This window comes from Acinetobacter legionensis (assembly GCF_048552295.1).
In the GTDB taxonomy this organism is placed as follows: Bacteria; Pseudomonadota; Gammaproteobacteria; order Pseudomonadales; family Moraxellaceae; genus Acinetobacter.
Map to the genome: position 1 here is coordinate 48615 of NZ_JBIMCW010000025.1, position 15323 is coordinate 63937.

Annotated in this window: 17 protein-coding genes; 8 read left to right on the top strand and 9 right to left on the bottom strand. The window is 35.9% G+C overall.

Features of this window, described 5'->3' with window-relative positions; translation table 11 throughout:
• Together mmsA and chvE are read right to left on the bottom strand one after the other, a co-directional pair.
• A complete protein-coding gene (gene mmsA / locus ACG916_RS17075; RefSeq protein WP_419328793.1) occupies positions 1-1530 on the bottom strand; it encodes a multiple monosaccharide ABC transporter ATP-binding protein in 1530 nt (509 codons plus the stop codon).
• A 100-nt stretch (positions 1531-1630) separates the two neighbouring features.
• A complete protein-coding gene (gene chvE, locus ACG916_RS17080) occupies positions 1631-2695 on the bottom strand; it encodes a multiple monosaccharide ABC transporter substrate-binding protein (protein WP_419328794.1) in 1065 nt (354 codons plus the stop codon).
• A 512-nt stretch (positions 2696-3207) separates the two neighbouring features.
• On the opposite strand from chvE, the gene iolG reads away from it, so the two are divergent.
• From iolG to ACG916_RS17105, 5 genes are all read left to right on the top strand, one after another.
• Entirely contained in the window at positions 3208-4233 is a 1026-nt protein-coding gene (iolG, locus tag ACG916_RS17085) for an inositol 2-dehydrogenase (protein WP_336954142.1), read from the top strand.
• 112 nt (positions 4234-4345) lie between these two features.
• Positions 4346-5620: a sugar MFS transporter gene (locus ACG916_RS17090; protein WP_336954144.1), complete on the top strand. Its 1275-nt coding sequence runs from the start codon at positions 4346-4348 to the stop codon at positions 5618-5620.
• Positions 5621-5652: 32 nt separating this feature from the next.
• Positions 5653-6516, top strand: a complete 864-nt coding sequence (locus ACG916_RS17095) for a sugar phosphate isomerase/epimerase family protein (protein WP_419328796.1) — start codon at positions 5653-5655, stop codon at positions 6514-6516.
• Between the two features lie 235 nt (positions 6517-6751).
• The gene (locus tag ACG916_RS17100) at positions 6752-7528 is read left to right on the top strand and encodes an SDR family NAD(P)-dependent oxidoreductase (protein ID WP_336954146.1); all 777 of its coding nucleotides are present in this window, start codon (positions 6752-6754) and stop codon (positions 7526-7528) included.
• Between the two features lie 95 nt (positions 7529-7623).
• Complete coding sequence (locus tag ACG916_RS17105; RefSeq protein ID WP_336954147.1) at positions 7624-8814, top strand: MFS transporter; 1191 nt, start codon at positions 7624-7626, stop codon at positions 8812-8814.
• Positions 8815-8980: 166 nt separating this feature from the next.
• On the opposite strand, the gene ACG916_RS17110 is transcribed toward ACG916_RS17105, so the two are convergent.
• The 7 genes from ACG916_RS17110 to ACG916_RS17140 form a co-directional block, all read right to left on the bottom strand.
• A complete protein-coding gene (locus tag ACG916_RS17110) occupies positions 8981-9157 on the bottom strand; it encodes a DMT family transporter (protein ID WP_419328798.1) in 177 nt (58 codons plus the stop codon).
• Positions 9157-9366: a DMT family transporter gene (locus ACG916_RS17115; protein WP_336954148.1), complete on the bottom strand. Its 210-nt coding sequence runs from the start codon at positions 9364-9366 to the stop codon at positions 9157-9159. The genes ACG916_RS17110 and ACG916_RS17115 overlap by 1 nt, the downstream gene beginning before the upstream one ends.
• A gap of 720 nt (positions 9367-10086) precedes the next feature.
• A complete protein-coding gene (locus tag ACG916_RS17120) occupies positions 10087-10317 on the bottom strand; it encodes an MFS transporter (protein WP_419328800.1) in 231 nt (76 codons plus the stop codon).
• A 148-nt stretch (positions 10318-10465) separates the two neighbouring features.
• Positions 10466-10675: an MFS transporter gene (locus ACG916_RS17125; RefSeq protein ID WP_419328801.1), complete on the bottom strand. Its 210-nt coding sequence runs from the start codon at positions 10673-10675 to the stop codon at positions 10466-10468.
• A gap of 29 nt (positions 10676-10704) precedes the next feature.
• Complete coding sequence (locus ACG916_RS17130; protein ID WP_419328803.1) at positions 10705-10845, bottom strand: MFS transporter; 141 nt, start codon at positions 10843-10845, stop codon at positions 10705-10707.
• 446 nt (positions 10846-11291) lie between these two features.
• Entirely contained in the window at positions 11292-12365 is a 1074-nt protein-coding gene (locus ACG916_RS17135) for a Gfo/Idh/MocA family protein (RefSeq protein WP_419330659.1), read from the bottom strand.
• Positions 12366-12525: 160 nt separating this feature from the next.
• Positions 12526-13446: a LysR family transcriptional regulator gene (locus ACG916_RS17140; protein WP_336954153.1), complete on the bottom strand. Its 921-nt coding sequence runs from the start codon at positions 13444-13446 to the stop codon at positions 12526-12528.
• 124 nt (positions 13447-13570) lie between these two features.
• Here ACG916_RS17140 and ACG916_RS17145 point away from each other — a divergent pair, with 124 nt between their 5' ends.
• From ACG916_RS17145 to ACG916_RS17155, 3 genes are all read left to right on the top strand, one after another.
• On the top strand, positions 13571-14443 hold the full coding sequence (locus tag ACG916_RS17145) for an intradiol ring-cleavage dioxygenase (RefSeq protein ID WP_336954154.1): 873 nt from the start codon (positions 13571-13573) through the stop codon (positions 14441-14443).
• Between the two features lies 1 nt (position 14444).
• Entirely contained in the window at positions 14445-15128 is a 684-nt protein-coding gene (locus ACG916_RS17150) for a 3-oxoacid CoA-transferase subunit A (RefSeq protein WP_419328806.1), read from the top strand.
• Positions 15129-15130: 2 nt separating this feature from the next.
• Positions 15131-15323 (top strand): CoA-transferase (locus ACG916_RS17155; RefSeq protein ID WP_419328472.1); only part of this gene is annotated, 193 nt, incomplete at its 3' end.

Genomic DNA, 15323 nt, shown 5'->3' on the forward strand with positions numbered 1-15323 from the left:
TTAGTTTTCTCCATTCTTCATAATAGATCGCATAATGGCTTCCTGGCTTGCATCTTTTGCCAGAAACTCCCCAACAATTTTCCCGTCATTCATGACATAGATCCGATCACACATCCCCAATAGCTCGGGCATCTCGGATGAGATCATCACGATACATTTACCCTCTTGGGCAACCTGATCAATAATCGTATAAATCTCATACTTTGCACCCACATCCACACCACGTGTAGGTTCATCAAGAATAAGTACGTCAGGTGCAGTAAATAACCATTTACTGATCACTACTTTTTGCTGATTCCCCCCCGACAAATTGCCAGTATGTTGTTCCACATCTGCACTTCGAATCCTAAGCTTGTTTCGAAACTCTTTTGCAATTTTGGTTTCTTGATGCTCATTCGTCACTAGATGGTTAGAAATACCTGACAGATTAGCTAAAGGGGTATTTTTTCTAATACTTTCATCAAGCAACAAACCATACCCTTTCCGATCTTCCGTGACATAAGCCAGACCATTATCAATAGCCTTTCGGACCGTTGATACATCTATAGCCTTGCCATGAATTGAAACCGCACCACGAATATTTTTTCCATAAGATTTGCCGAATATACTCATTGCTAATTCAGTACGACCTGAACCCATCAGTCCCGCAATCCCAACAATTTCACCTTTACGTGCATTAAGACTAATTCCTTTTATCACTTCACGTGCAGCGTGGTTTGGATGATCAACACACCAGTCTTTGACTTCAAATAAAACTTCGCCAATTTGAGAACTTCGTTTTGGATAACGGTCTTCCATGTCACGACCAACCATCGCTTTAATAATTCGATCTTCACTGACTTCTTCAGTACGACAATTCAGATAATCAACAGATGCTCCATCCCGTATAATGGTAATACTGTCAGCAACTCTAGATATTTCATTTAATTTATGTGAAATAATAATTGAGGTGACACCTTGCGACTTCAGCTCTAATAACAGAGTTAATAACCGATCACTGTCATTATCATTTAAACTGGCTGTTGGTTCGTCCAAAATCAATAGTTTCACTTGTTTTGATAATGCCTTAGCAATTTCAACTAATTGTTGTTTACCAATGCCAAGATCGCTAACAAGTGTATCAGGTGAATCCAACAAACCAACTTTAGCAAGCACCTGTTTGGTTTTGTTATAAGAGCTATTCCAGTCAATCACACCAAATTTGGACTGTTCATTACCTAAAAAAATGTTCTCGGTGATAGATAGCATCGGCACTAATGCCAACTCTTGGTGAATAATGATAATCCCTCGTTGTTCACTGTCATGAATATTAGAAAATTTTTGCACTTCACCTTGATATAAAATTTGACCATCAAATGAGCCATGAGGGTAAACACCACTCAAAACTTTCATTAAGGTCGATTTACCAGCACCATTTTCACCACAAATTGCATGAATCTCCCCAGTCTTAACTACCATATCAACGTGACTTAGTGCCTGAACATGTCCAAAACTCTTTTTAATGCCACGCATTTCAAGTATTGTTTCCATACAGCAACCCTCTGCTGATCAGCAACCTGACCAGCATTTATCCAAATTAATAGCCTTATTTTCTTTCTGAAAAGCTTGCAGAAAGTGATGACTGAATAACTTATTTCAGTTGAGTTGCTTTGTAGTAACCTGATGTTACAAGTGCCGCATTCCAATTACTCTTCTCAACTAGAACAGGCTTCGCTAAATAAGTCGGCACGACTTTGACACCGTTGTTATAAGATTTTGTATCATTAACCGGAACAGATTTACGTGTGACAATTGCATCAACCATATCAGCTGCTGCTTTGGCTAATAAACGAGTATCTTTAAATACGGTTGATGTTTGATCGCCGCGGATAATGGCTTTGATATTTGCAATCTGAGCATCTTGACCGGTAATAACAGGCATAGGCTGATTAGGACGACCATAACCAACCCCTTTGAGCGAAGAGATAATACCTGTTGCAATATTATCATTGGGTGCTAAAACAGCATCTACATGGGTACCACCGTAAAAAGCACTGAGCAGGTTATCCATTCGAGCTTGGGCTTTTGCACCATCAAATTGTAGAATCGCAACTTTGTTAATATCAGTTTGTTTACTGCGTACCACCAACTTGCCTTTGGCGATATATGGATTCAATACAGACATTGCACCTGCATAATATTTATGAGCATTATTGTCATCAAGAGAACCAGCAAAAAGCTCAATATTAAATGGCCCTTTACCTTTATCTAATCCAAGTTTTTTAACAATCGAAATACCTTGAAGTGCACCTACCTGAAAATTATCAAAAGTTGCATAATAATCAACATCCTTGGTTTTCAATATCAATTTATCATATGAAATTACAGTAATACCTTTTTGTTTTGCTTTACGTACTACATTCGAAACGGTTGTCCCATCTACTGGAGCAATAATCAGGACTTTAACACCTGCCGTAATCATATTTTCAATCTGAGAAATCTGAGTTGGCACATCATAAGTTGAATACTGTAAATCCGTCTTGTAGCCTTTAGCTTTAAGATTATTGACGATATTATTTCCATCCATAATCCAGCGGGCTTCTGTTTTGTTTGGCATAGCAATACCAATTAACTCACCTGCGGCATAAGTACAATTAGCAAATGTTGCTAAAGCTATCGCAGCTATAGAAGTAGAAAGAGTCTTATACATTTTCATTTTCATTTTCCTTTAACTTAATTAAGCACAATTTTTATCTGCAGATATCTTTAATTCCATTCAAAATCTGCATGATCGCTTGAAAAAAGATAGCCTGAAAGCATCAAATTAGATGCCTTAAGACACTTGGTTAACAACTATAAATTTATTTGTCTTTTGAGTAAGTTATCAAACTCACTTCTCCCTTATATTTACGACGTTCCTGTCGCACTTACTCACTAATCAATTTTTCCAACATTCATTTGTTGGGGGATGGTTCTTATCAATTGTTTTGAAGTATAGGAGCGCAAAAACTGGAAAAAAATGTCAAATTAGAAAATGTCTTTTGCATAATCTGGAAAAATAAAGGGTTTTAATCTGCCTATAAAAATGCTAATGGAATGCAATCTGGTAATTTCAAAAATGAAAAAGTGTTTTTAGAAATAGCTATTCTTTTTCAAAAACGGCTTGTATACCCTAATTATCAACAGGGTATTTTTCATGATTACCTATTTTCTAAAAGGAAGTAAGAAATGTTGAGAGTTGCTATTTTAGGCGCAGGACGTATTGCTCAAATTCATTCTAAAAGCGCTTTTCTTAATTCGCAATGTGAATTGAAACTCATTGCAGACCCATGGAAAGAGGGTGTGGAAAAGCTTGCCAATGAACTTAATTGTGAAGCATGTTATGACTATTACGAAGCAATTGATAGAGATGACGTTGATGCTGTTGTAATTGCAACGGCAACAGATTTACATGTTGACTTAATGTTACATGCAGTAAAACGTAAAAAACCTGTTCTCTGTGAAAAGCCAATTGATCTTGATTTTGAACGTTCTATTGCAGCAGTTCAAGAAATTCAAAGTCATAATGGTAAAGTAATGCTCGCTTTTAATCGCCGTTTTGATGAAGATACAATCGCAATTAAAGATGCTATTTTGAACAACGAAATTGGTGAGATTCGCCAAGTTATTATTACAAGTCGTGATCCTGGTATGCAACCCGTCGAATATATGAAGACCTCAGGTGGTATCTTCAAAGATATGACAATTCATGATTTTGATACGGCCCGACATATTCTCGGTGAAGAGCCAGTTGAAATCTTTGCTACAGCAAGCCGTCTAGTAGATGAAGAACTAGCGAGTATTAATGACTACGATACTTGCAGCATTACATTGAAAACCAAATCAGGTAAACAGTGCATCATCAATAACTGTCGTGAGGCTGTCTATGGTTATGATCAACGTATTGAGGTACTTGGTTCTCAAGGTTTATTAAAAACCCAGAACCACCGCCCTTCTACCCTGAAAAAATACACTCACGATTTCACTAGCTCACAAAAGCCTCTATTAAATTTCTTCTTAGAACGTTACACGAGCTCATATAGAAATGAATTTAATATCTTTGTATCCAGCCTAGTGGAAGGACAAGAGTTCCCTACCAATTTATTCGATGGACTCCAAGCGCTTTATTTAGCAGTTTGTGCAATGGAATCAGTAGAAAGTAATAAAGCTATTACCGTAAATGCAGAAGGTCCAACAAAGTCACTTGCTGCATAAGTTATTTCTTATTTAAGAGTAAGGTTCTTAACGACTTAATTAAATAGCTCAAGAAATATGCTCTAAGCGTATTTCTTCGAGGGGCTATATATCATTTGCAAGGAAACTAGCAATGGATGCGAGTTTTAGTAAAATTACAGTTGCGCCAGTAAACAAGAAAGCAATTACGTTAAAAGCGACAATGATCATTGTTACAGCTTTTAACTTCATGTGGGCATTTTCACACACATTACTAGATGTATTGAATAAACATTTTCAGGATGTTTTCCATATATCACATGGCCAATCTGCATTTGTTCAAACAGCATATTTAGGCGCTTATTTTTTATCTGCAATTCCTGTGGGATTGCTTATGAAAAAATATGGCTATAAAAACTCAATTATTGTGGGATTAATGCTGTTCGCCATAGGTTGTATGGGCTTTGTTCCTGCTGCTCAAATTGGAACTTTTTCAGCCTTTCTAACCGCAATCTTTATTTTAGCGACTGGCTTGGCCTGCTTAGAAATTGTTTGTAATTTATATGCTACTAAATTAGGTGACCCTAAAGATGCAACTCGCCGTTTAACTATGGCGCAGGCATTTGGCGGTATGGGGGGAATGTGTGGTCCTTTAGTAGGTGGAGCCGTATTTTTTATTCCAGCGGGAACTGTGGGAGGCTTTTATGTTGAGCCTGCAACAATGACTTACGCTGTGCTTTCTATTCTAGTGTTGTGTGTCATCGGATATATTATTTCGATTAAGTTACCAGAAACAAATAATGAAGATGAAAATAGTATTGCTCCTCGCCCAGAAGATACTGTTTATGAAAATATTCCTTTATTAAAAATTAAGAATGTGCGTAAAGCTATGCTTTCCCAATTTTGCTATAACGGTGCACATTTTGGTATCGGTGCTTTTTTCATTAACTATGTGATTGAGCATTGGCATGGAATTACTCCAAGTAAAGCTGCTTATTTCTTATCAATGGCAATGTTCTGTTATATGACTGGCCGCTTCTTAGGCATCTTTATCATGAAGCGTATTGATCCTCGAAAACTCCAAATCTTTAACAGTTCTGTCTGCGTGATTGGTTGCCTATTTGTAATGCTAGGTTATGACTATATTTCTGTTGTCGTACTTATCTGTATCTTCTTGTTCAAATCAACTTTATATCCAACTATCTTTTCAATGGGCGTTCGTGGTCTAGGTAAAAAATCTCAAATGGCAGCATCTCTTATGGTGACGATGTTTGTTGGTGGTGCAATTTTACCGCTTGTCATGGGTTACTTATCAGATATCACAAGTATTTCAACAGCATTTATTGTTCCTGCTATCTGTTACGCACTTATCTGCTGGTGTGCAGTTACTCAAGACCTTACTGGTTATAAACACGTTCGTTTTAAATAAACACTTTCAGACATGAATTAAAGGAAAATCTCATGAATAAACCAGATTTACTAGCTGCATATTGGACATTAGCTGGAAACGTATATCCTGGTGCACCGACAGAAATTAGCCCATTTTCATTACAACAACGTGTAGAATCTGCATCTAAAGCAGGTTGGAAAGGAATCGGATTAGTTTTAAGTGATCTGCAAGCAAATCTCGAAAAAACGAGTACAGCAACTCTTCGTCAAATATTAAAAGACAATGATATAAAATACTTTGAACTTGAAATTTTACTCGATTGGTATTTGGATGGTGAAGCTAGAAAGGTATCTGACTATGAACGTTCTAAAATGATTGAGCTTGGTGCTGAATTGGGTATGTGTAACCTTAAAATTGGAGCACGACCATTTGAAAATTCACCAAACTCTTTAGAGAAAATGTCTGACGAATTTTCAAAATTATGTAAAGAAGTTGCTCAAGTTAATGCAAATGTAGCTTTAGAAATTATGCCATTCTCTCGCTTAGCAACTCTCGAGGATGGTTTAAAGATCGTAGATACTGGCGATACTAATGGCGGTTTATGCTTAGACATTTGGCATTTAGCACGTGGCAATATTGATTTCGAAAAAATTAGCACTGTTCCTGCTCATCTTATTAAATCTGTTGAATTAAACGATGCAGCAGAGGAAATTGAGATTGACTTATTTAATGATTCTACACACCATCGGATGCTATGTGGCCAAGGTTCGTATGATATTCCTCTATTCTTGAATGAAATTAAAAAAGCGGGTTTCAATCAACCTTATTATGGCGTTGAACTAATTTCGCGAGATCATCGTACTTTACCCCTTGATGAAATGGCAAAAAATGCTTATGAAACTACAATAAATGCATTTAACTCTGTAACTGCATAATATTAATTATCCACCCAATAGTTCTTTTATAACTATTGGGTTTTTATTTATAAGATATTAAATTTCCTATTCTATAAAATACCATTTACAAGATATTTAATCGTATGTTTTCATTTTTAGAAAAACTGTTTTTAATTAATGTTCTTTTAAAATAAAGAATTCAATTTAAAATAAAACTTAGGAAATTAAAGAAAACTTTTCTAATCTAAAATTAATCTAAAATGGAGTTTTATAAATGAGTCTATCCCAACAAATTACATTTGACATGCCTGAAGCAGTAATTCTTACTGGCACATCTTCAGGTCTTGGTGAAGCTATGGCAATTGCATTAACTCAAGCAAATGTAAAAGTTTTTGGTCTAGATATTGCTGGAAAAACAGCAACTTTAGATGCATTAGATCATTATCAACATTTCCAAGGCGATATTACAAATCCTGAATCATGGGTTACCCTGACTGGTGCAGTAAAAGCAGGTAATTTTAAGCACGTAGGATTAGTACCTTGTGCGGCAGTGACAGATATCGACCGTATTCTTGATGTGACACCAGATCGTATTAAGAAAGTATTTGACGTAAATATTTTAGGCACAATTCAAGCGCTTCAAGCTGCCTTACCATTAATGCTACCAAACAAACAAGGTAGTATTGTTTTGATCGGCAGTATATGTGCAACGTTTGGTGAACAAGGCTTACCAATTTATTCTGCTTCAAAAGCAGCTGTCCGTGAACTTGCTCGTACCACTTCACTAGACTATGCTCGTGATGGCATTAAAGTCAACATTGTGAGCCCAGGGCCAATGATGGCAGGCTTGTTCAAACGTCATGTTGAATCGGTAAACGATCCAAGCTTCCATCCTAAACGTGCAAATCGTCAGCCATACGGCCAGATTCTTGAAGTAGAAGATGTTGCAAAAACGATTCTATTCTTATTATCTTCAGGTTCAAGTGCACTATTAGGTGCCGATCTAATGGCAGATGCCGGTTTAACAACTGGTTTTGACTTCTATAGTTAATCATTCAAATGTACACAAAAAAGATCTAAGACCAAATCTTAGATCTTTTTTTATTTACTTCACTAACTTCAATTTTATTATTGGCTTTCCTACTTATGAATACTCATCCAGCTTCGTCATATTCTCTCTTATGGGTTATATTCGCCATTGCAATGGGTGGATTCTGTATCGGTACAACTGAATTTGTTGCTATGGGACTTATTCAGGAAATTGCAAAAGATCTACAGGTTTCTATCCCTGATGCTGGGCATTTTATCAGTGCTTATGCTTTAGGGGTGGTCATTGGAGCACCTATCATAGCAATCTCATGTGCTAAACTTCCTCGCAAAATGCTCTTACTTATACTTATGTTATTTTATGGTGTAGCAAATGCTTTTACAGCTTTAGCGCATGCACCTGAAACAGTATTATTATCCCGATTTATTGCAGGGCTTCCTCATGGAGCCTACTTTGGGGTGGGCGCCTTGGTAACTGCTCAACTTGCAAATCCTAAACAACAATCCACAGCAGTTGCTTTAATGATGATGGGATTAACCAGTTCAACGGTGGTTGGGGTTCCCTTGGCAACCTGGATGGGGCAACAATTTGGCTGGCGTGCTGGATTTGAATTTTCAGCGACTATCGCTGTTATAACCTTAATTGCAATTATATTTTTTGTCCCTAATATCTCTGTCCATAAGACGGCAAGTGTCAAAAATGAATTGGCAGGACTTAAAAATATCAATATGTGGTTAACGCTTGCTGTTGCTGCTATTGGCTTTGGGGGGATGTTTTCAACTTATAGTTATATTTCTCCAATTTTGACTGAATATACACTAGCTGATATTACCGTTGTGCCTATGGCACTTGCAATTTGGGGAGTTGGTATGGTCATTGGTGGACTTTTATCAGGTCATTTTGCTGATAAGAATCTTAATAAAACCATTGTTGGTATTTTAATCAGTTCAGCATTAACATTTATTTGTGTGTGCTTTCTAATGAAAAATCTTTATACAGCCATTATCGGCTTATTTTTTATTGGTCTGGTTATTATTGGATTGAGTAATACCTTACAAATGCGACTTATGCATGTGGCAGGTGATGCACAAGGCTTAGCAGCTTCACTCAATCACTCTGCATTTAATTTAGCCAATGCACTCGGAGCATTTTTAGGTGGATGGGCGATCAACCACCATTTGGGATGGCTTTCACCAATTTGGATAGGTTCAATATTCAGCTTAGGTGGATTGCTGATCTTAGCAATAGCCTTTATGATAGAAAAGTCCACTCAAAACTCTATAAAATAATTTTTAATGAGACTGCTCTTTATGAGAAGAGTCTCTCATTTAACTATTAAGGATTTTTATGGGAAGAGAACAAAAAAACACCATAAAACTAAGTTCTTTTTAGCCAACGCTCCCCAAACATAAATAAAAATAAAACAAGAAACATGCCCTCCATCCCAACAAACTTCTACCAATATACAGTTCGTATTGGCATTTGGACTAACCCTTGGCTATCAATCACTATCCCTGTCACGAATTTTCCACTAATGAAAAGAAATATCGTATTTATTATTCCTTGTTTTGAAGCAAGAAAACAGACGTAAAGATAAGACTTGCACCTAGCTCTTCCCCTATCCAACTCCACTAAGGCTGTAAACTAATATTCTGATTCAGACTATGCCAATCAGCCTGTAATGCCAGAACAAATAGGCAGACGCCCCCAACTGCAAAAGAAATAAGTGCAGAAATAATCAGTTGATCGCCAATATCTACACTTAATCTACTATTAATTGCAGCTTGGATAGATAGTGCAATACCACCTAATAATGACAATAGGATATAAATTAAATTCATTACGTAAACTTCTGACAATATTAAAAATATGAGTACTTTCTCTTATCTATCTATCCATTCATACGAAATAAAAATAAACGCTAAATTTGGTTATTAATTTTTTTCGATAATATGAGTATCATTGCGCTCAACCATACTGCCTACTTTTTAAAACAGGAAATAAAAAAAAATTTTCAAATATTTATCTAGATCATCCTTCGTTCTCTACTTCTCAAAAAATATCAATGTGGCAGGGTCATGTATTTCTTGGTGTAATTCATATTTTAAACAACCGATTTCTTTTCACTTCTGATTCACAAGTTCTTTAAATTCTTCAATAAATTTATGAATCTGATTTCTTTGAACGACCAATTTAGCAACAACTCTAATCTCTTTATTCATCATCATATCTCACTGTAATATAATCACTTACCTATACATGCTTATAAATTTAAATCATTCAATTCAAAATTAGTTTAATAGTTTCCCCCTAGGTCTTTGAGCGGTTTTCCATCCAGTAAGTTTTTCTCAATATGCTCTAGCGGTATATTTTTGTGTCTGCAACAAAATAGTAAAAAATACTAAAAATTAAAGGTTCAATATCGCTAAAAAAGTAAAAGTTTCACCTGCACCAAACTGTGCTGCTACAACCAAAAAAATATCTTAAAATCAACAAATTAATATCGAATAATCAATCCTAAAATCATGATCTTACAAAGGCTGAATTTCAGAACTTAATATTCAAACGACAGGCCCACCTGAAAATGAAAAGCCAATCATAAATAGAACTAAGCTCAATAGCACAAATATTGGAATATTATTAAAAAGACCATATGCGACAAAACCTAGACTCACTTCAATGGCACTAAAACCACCATATAGCATTGGTTTACGGCCACATTTATCAATAATCATAGATGCAAAAGCATTGAAATCAACTTTTACATCAGCCAATAGAACAGTTGATAGCAACTGATTTTGAAGTCAAACACAACCTGCTAATTCAAATAATATAGGGGCAAAAAACAAGTACAATACTAATGCCCGTAAATTGCCCAATCGCATACAAGCTACCCCCTAATCCGATTGAACGTTTAAAATTTTTATTAGAAAGAAATAATTAAAAACCTTTACTCTCACTTGTTTTAGCAATAGTTTCATATATTTTTTTGAGTTCTATTACTGCTTCTTGACCAGTAGCCCTAATCCTCTTTAAGACGGTTAAAGCTTCTTGATTTCGCTCTTTTAATGCTAAGCATCTTGCGCTTCTCAGCACTGTAAAAGTTCCAACAAATAATATGATAGCGGGCACAAAAAGAACGACAAACATTTCCCTCCAACTTTCAAGAAACTAAACATTCAATTACAGAAGAATGTGGCTAAAATGTCAAAAGTGATCATGAAATTAAAGATAGAAATTGCTTTACCCCCAACTGTTCTAGGAGCGACTTCGGGCACATATAGCGATGCTGCAAAAGAAGAGATACCAATTCCCCCCATTAATTAATACTGTAATTGATTGAGTGAATACAATAAGATAAACAAGTACCCAAAAAATAATCGAAGAAATCAGGGTTGCAGCTCTTCTACCCTATTTTTTGAAAATTTGTCCTGCAATTAATTCGTCTAATACAGCCCCAGCCATCAATGTTCTGGCAATCCATCCTTTCAATAGTGGATTCAAATTAAATTCTTTATTTAATAAAGGTAAAGCACCCGAAATTACACCTATATCTGTACTAGATAATAATGCCTCTATTGCGGATAATCCTCCAGATTGCTATTTTGTGGCGTTTTTTTTTCCATATAATTATCTCATCCATGATACATATATTTATAAATATAAAAAAATCTTTATAGGGTTTATATCATTGTTTGAGCAAATGACTTTTTCACAGTAGAAATAAAAAAAGACAGCCATGGCTGTCTTTTTTTATACTAATTAATTATAAAAAAACCTCAGTTCCCTTATTTCCTGCTGATTCAAATAATTTTGCTAATAGAATAGAAATATTATGCGCTTGCACTGCAGGAACCTGAGAAGGTTTTTTATTTAAATATGAATCAAGAAATGCATTTAATTCACGATCAAAATAAATTGGATTACCAATTTCTGCAATTTCTGGTGAATATTCTGTCTTCTTTGTTGCCCAAATTTCAGGGAAACTTGTTTCATGCCACTCTGTCCAACCTTGTATTGTTCCTTCCACTTTACCTGTTTGGTAAAGCTTATAAGATGAAGGTAATGAACGAGATGACATAATACCTTCTGTTCCGTAAGCAGTCATATCCCAGCTTTCAGTCCAAGGTAATACATCCCAAGACATAAAATCAACGACTACAATTTTATCATCGTAATTTAAAATTGCTCCAGCAGCATCTTCTCGTGCTTCTTCACCTTTGAACCCATCAAATTTGGTAATTCGAGCATTCACAGATTTAGGCATACCAAAATGATGAATAACTCGATCAAATAAGTGGCAACCAATGACAAAAAAAGCACCACCTAAATCACCTGGTTGACGCATATGAGCTGTTTCTGCTTCATTATGTGAACATCCAGCATGCGCACGAACTTGTAAGACTTTACCAATCTTACCTTGCTTTAAACAGTCTTGCATTACATTGATAGAGGGAGCAAAACGCCAACAATACCCAACCTGAACAAAGCCATTATATTTTTCTACAGTATCGACAATGCGTTGAGTATCTTGTACCCCTCGTCCCGCAGGTTTTTCAACTAGAACAGCTTTACCTTTTTCTAAAGCAGCAATAGTCAAATCTGCCATTTCATAGCTTTTAGAATGTACTAAAATAATGTCAATTTCAGGATTGTTCAAAATTTCTTCTTTAGTACGCTCTACTAAATTTAAAGCATCACAGAAAGAACCCAATAACTCACTATCATCTGCGGCACCATATATTTCAACATCATGCCGGCGTTGTAATGCTTTTACACGCCCGGAGGTATGAGGGTGAGTAATCCCTAATAAAGCAACTTTTAATTTCTCTTTCTGCACGATTTAACTCCTGTAAAATCTCGTTAATACTCCTAATGAATGCAAATTAGCTTTTTCTTTTATGTGTATAAAGAGCTTTTAAGGAAAAGATTATTTCATCATTGAAATAATCTCTATTTCAATAGTCCATAATTTAAATAGTATAATTAAAATCAATATATTACTGAATGCTATTCCAATATCTTTCATATTCTTTGTTTTTAAAGTCTTCTATTAAAAAGTCAATAAACAATCGATTTTTGATAGGCATGAATTGACGACTTTGAAATGCGATATTTACAGTAAGTTCAGGTAGCTTCCAGTCTGTTAAGATTGGAATTAATCTCCCCTCTACAATATCTTGATAAATAATATATAAAGGTTGAATCAAAATTCCAGAACCACCTAAAGCAGCAGCCCTCACAATTTGTCCATCATTTGTTTCAAGAATAGGATTTATTGCAAAGTTTTTGATTTCATCTCCTTTTTGAAAACTCAAATTCCTCGGATTATTTGCATGGCTGTATAGTAAAATATCATGACTTTCGAGTTCTTCAATTGATTTTGGTTTACCTCTTTTCTTTATATAATCATAAGATGCTGCAAGAATTCGATGGGTAGTAGCAAGTTTTCTAATTGTTAAATTAGAATCTGGTTCAAACTCTCTAGTACGAATGGCGATATCAATATTACTATCTATAATGTCATAGTAACGATTAGCACCGACTATATTTATTTTTATTTTAGGATATAGCTTATTAAATTTTGGTATTAAAGGCGTAATATGCATAATAGCAAAAGAAATTGATGAGGTAATTGTTACCGTACCTTCAGGTTCAACCGCTGAAGAGGTTATTTCTGCTTCACTTTGATCTAGCTCTGCTAGAAATGACTTACACTTTTTATAATATTCAATTCCAATATTTGTTAAAGCTAATCGTCTTGTACTTCGTTCAATTAATCTTACATTTAAACGGGTTTCTAGTGCAGTAATATGACGCGTTGCTGCGGCATTTGAAATATCCAGTTTCTCTGCAGCTTTATTCAGAGTTCCTAACTCAGCAACTGCCACAAATAATTCCATGCTCGTAAGTCTGTCCATCTACTTCCCTTCTATCATTATTTCCAAAATGAAATAAAGATTTTCCTTTGTACTGTTTTATTACATTTTACGTCAGATTAGCATGAGGTAAATGGAGAAAAGTTACTTTTTTATGGAAAAGCCAATGAAAAATTTAGATGAAAGAACAATCACACAAGCAGTTATAGAACGCAACTCCTTCTCATCCAATGACCGCCTAAAAGATATAATGCATTCCCTTGTAAAACATTTACATTCTTTTGCTCGTGAAGTTGAACTGACCGAAGAAGAATGGGAGATTGGTATTAAATTTTTGACTGATGTCGGGCAAATTTGTAGCCCTACACGTCAAGAATTTATCCTTCTTTCAGATACTTTAGGCCTATCAACCCTAGTGATTGCTCAGAACCATAAAAAACCACAGGGATGTACAGAAGCTACCGTATTCGGCCCCTTTCATGTTCAAAATGCTCCAATTTTAGAATTAGGCTCGAATATAAGTGAAGGTGTTAAGGGTACTCCTTGGTTTGTGAATGGAAAAATTAAAGGTATAAATGGAGAACCTATACCCAACGCAATTATAGAAGTTTGGCAAGCAGATGATGATGGTTATTACGATGTTCAAAAAGAAAATCTAAATACATACCAAGGACGAGCCGTTTTAAAAGCTGATCATGATGGCCATTATCATTTTCAAACAATTGTACCTGAAGCCTATCCAATTCCACATGATGGGCCAGTAGGCAAAATGCTTAAAGCTTTAAATCGACATCCATGGAGACCAGCCCATCTTCATTTTATGATTACATCTCCTGGTTACCAACGCTTAGTTACTCATGTTTTTAAAGAAAATGGAGAATATTTAGATTCTGACGCAGTATTCGGTGTTCGCTCCTCTTTAATTGCTCAATGGATTCGTCATGAAGAAGGATTAGATCCTAATGGACAGTTGCAAAACTCTCCTTTTTACACTTTGGAATTTGATTTTGTTTTAAATAAACAAAAGGTTATTGGATAGAATGATTAACAAGATTAGTGCATCTGTAGAAAATACCTTATCTCAAATCAAAGATGGTGCAACCATTATGATTGGTGGCTTTGGAACAGCAGGACAGCCCGCAGAGCTGATCGATGGGCTGATTGAACTTGGCGTTAAAGATCTGGTGATTGTCAATAACAATGCAGGCAATGGCGATTACGGTCTAGCGAAACTGCTTAAATCAGGTGCAGTCCGTAAAATCATTTGTTCTTTCCCCCGTCAGTCTGATTCTTGGGTATTCGATGAACTCTATCATGCGGGCAAGATCGAACTGGAACTGGTTCCTCAAGGCAATCTCGCCTGTCGTATTCAAGCCGCGGGGATGGGTTTAGGTGCAGTCTTTACCCCAACAGGCTTTGGTACTTTATTGGCAGATGGCAAGGAAACACGTCATATCGATGGCAAAGACTACGTACTTGAATATCCGATTAAAGCAGACTTTGCATTGATTAAAGCACATCAAGGCGACCGTTGGGGCAACTTGGTTTATAACAAATCAGCACGTAACTTTGGTCCAATTATGGCGATGGCTGCAGATGTCACCATTGCACAGGTTTCAGAGGTGGTTGAACTGGGTCAGCTCGATCCTGAGCATATTATTACCCCAGGAATTTTTGTTCAGCATGTGGTTGCAGTTGATGCAGCCAATAGTAATGGAGAATAACAATGAGCTACCAAAAACTAAGCCGTGACCAAATTGCTGAACGTGTTGCCCAAGATATTCCCGATGGTGCATATGTCAATTTAGGTATTGGTTTACCGACCAAGATTTCAAAATACTTGCCAACAGACAAAGATGTATTCCTGCATTCTGAAAATGGTTTATTGGCTTTTGGTCCTCCACCCGCCAAAGGTGAAG

Bases quoted from the DNA above. Each gene is read 5' to 3' on its own strand.
- mmsA (WP_419328793.1), bottom strand. From the start codon at position 1,530: ATGGAAACAATACTTGAAATGCGTGGCATTAAAAAGAGTTTTGGACAT.
- chvE (WP_419328794.1), bottom strand. From the start codon at position 2,695: ATGAAAATGTATAAGACTCTTTCTACTTCTATAGCTGCGATAGCTTTA.
- iolG (WP_336954142.1), top strand. From the start codon at position 3,208: ATGTTGAGAGTTGCTATTTTAGGCGCAGGACGTATTGCTCAAATTCAT.
- ACG916_RS17090 (WP_336954144.1), top strand. From the start codon at position 4,346: ATGGATGCGAGTTTTAGTAAAATTACAGTTGCGCCAGTAAACAAGAAA.
- ACG916_RS17095 (WP_419328796.1), top strand. From the start codon at position 5,653: ATGAATAAACCAGATTTACTAGCTGCATATTGGACATTAGCTGGAAAC.
- ACG916_RS17100 (WP_336954146.1), top strand. From the start codon at position 6,752: ATGAGTCTATCCCAACAAATTACATTTGACATGCCTGAAGCAGTAATT.
- ACG916_RS17105 (WP_336954147.1), top strand. From the start codon at position 7,624: ATGAATACTCATCCAGCTTCGTCATATTCTCTCTTATGGGTTATATTC.
- ACG916_RS17115 (WP_336954148.1), bottom strand. From the start codon at position 9,366: ATGAATTTAATTTATATCCTATTGTCATTATTAGGTGGTATTGCACTA.
- ACG916_RS17125 (WP_419328801.1), bottom strand. From the start codon at position 10,675: ATGTTTGTCGTTCTTTTTGTGCCCGCTATCATATTATTTGTTGGAACT.
- ACG916_RS17130 (WP_419328803.1), bottom strand. From the start codon at position 10,845: ATGGGGGGAATTGGTATCTCTTCTTTTGCAGCATCGCTATATGTGCCC.
- ACG916_RS17140 (WP_336954153.1), bottom strand. From the start codon at position 13,446: ATGGACAGACTTACGAGCATGGAATTATTTGTGGCAGTTGCTGAGTTA.
- ACG916_RS17145 (WP_336954154.1), top strand. From the start codon at position 13,571: ATGAAAAATTTAGATGAAAGAACAATCACACAAGCAGTTATAGAACGC.
- ACG916_RS17150 (WP_419328806.1), top strand. From the start codon at position 14,445: ATGATTAACAAGATTAGTGCATCTGTAGAAAATACCTTATCTCAAATC.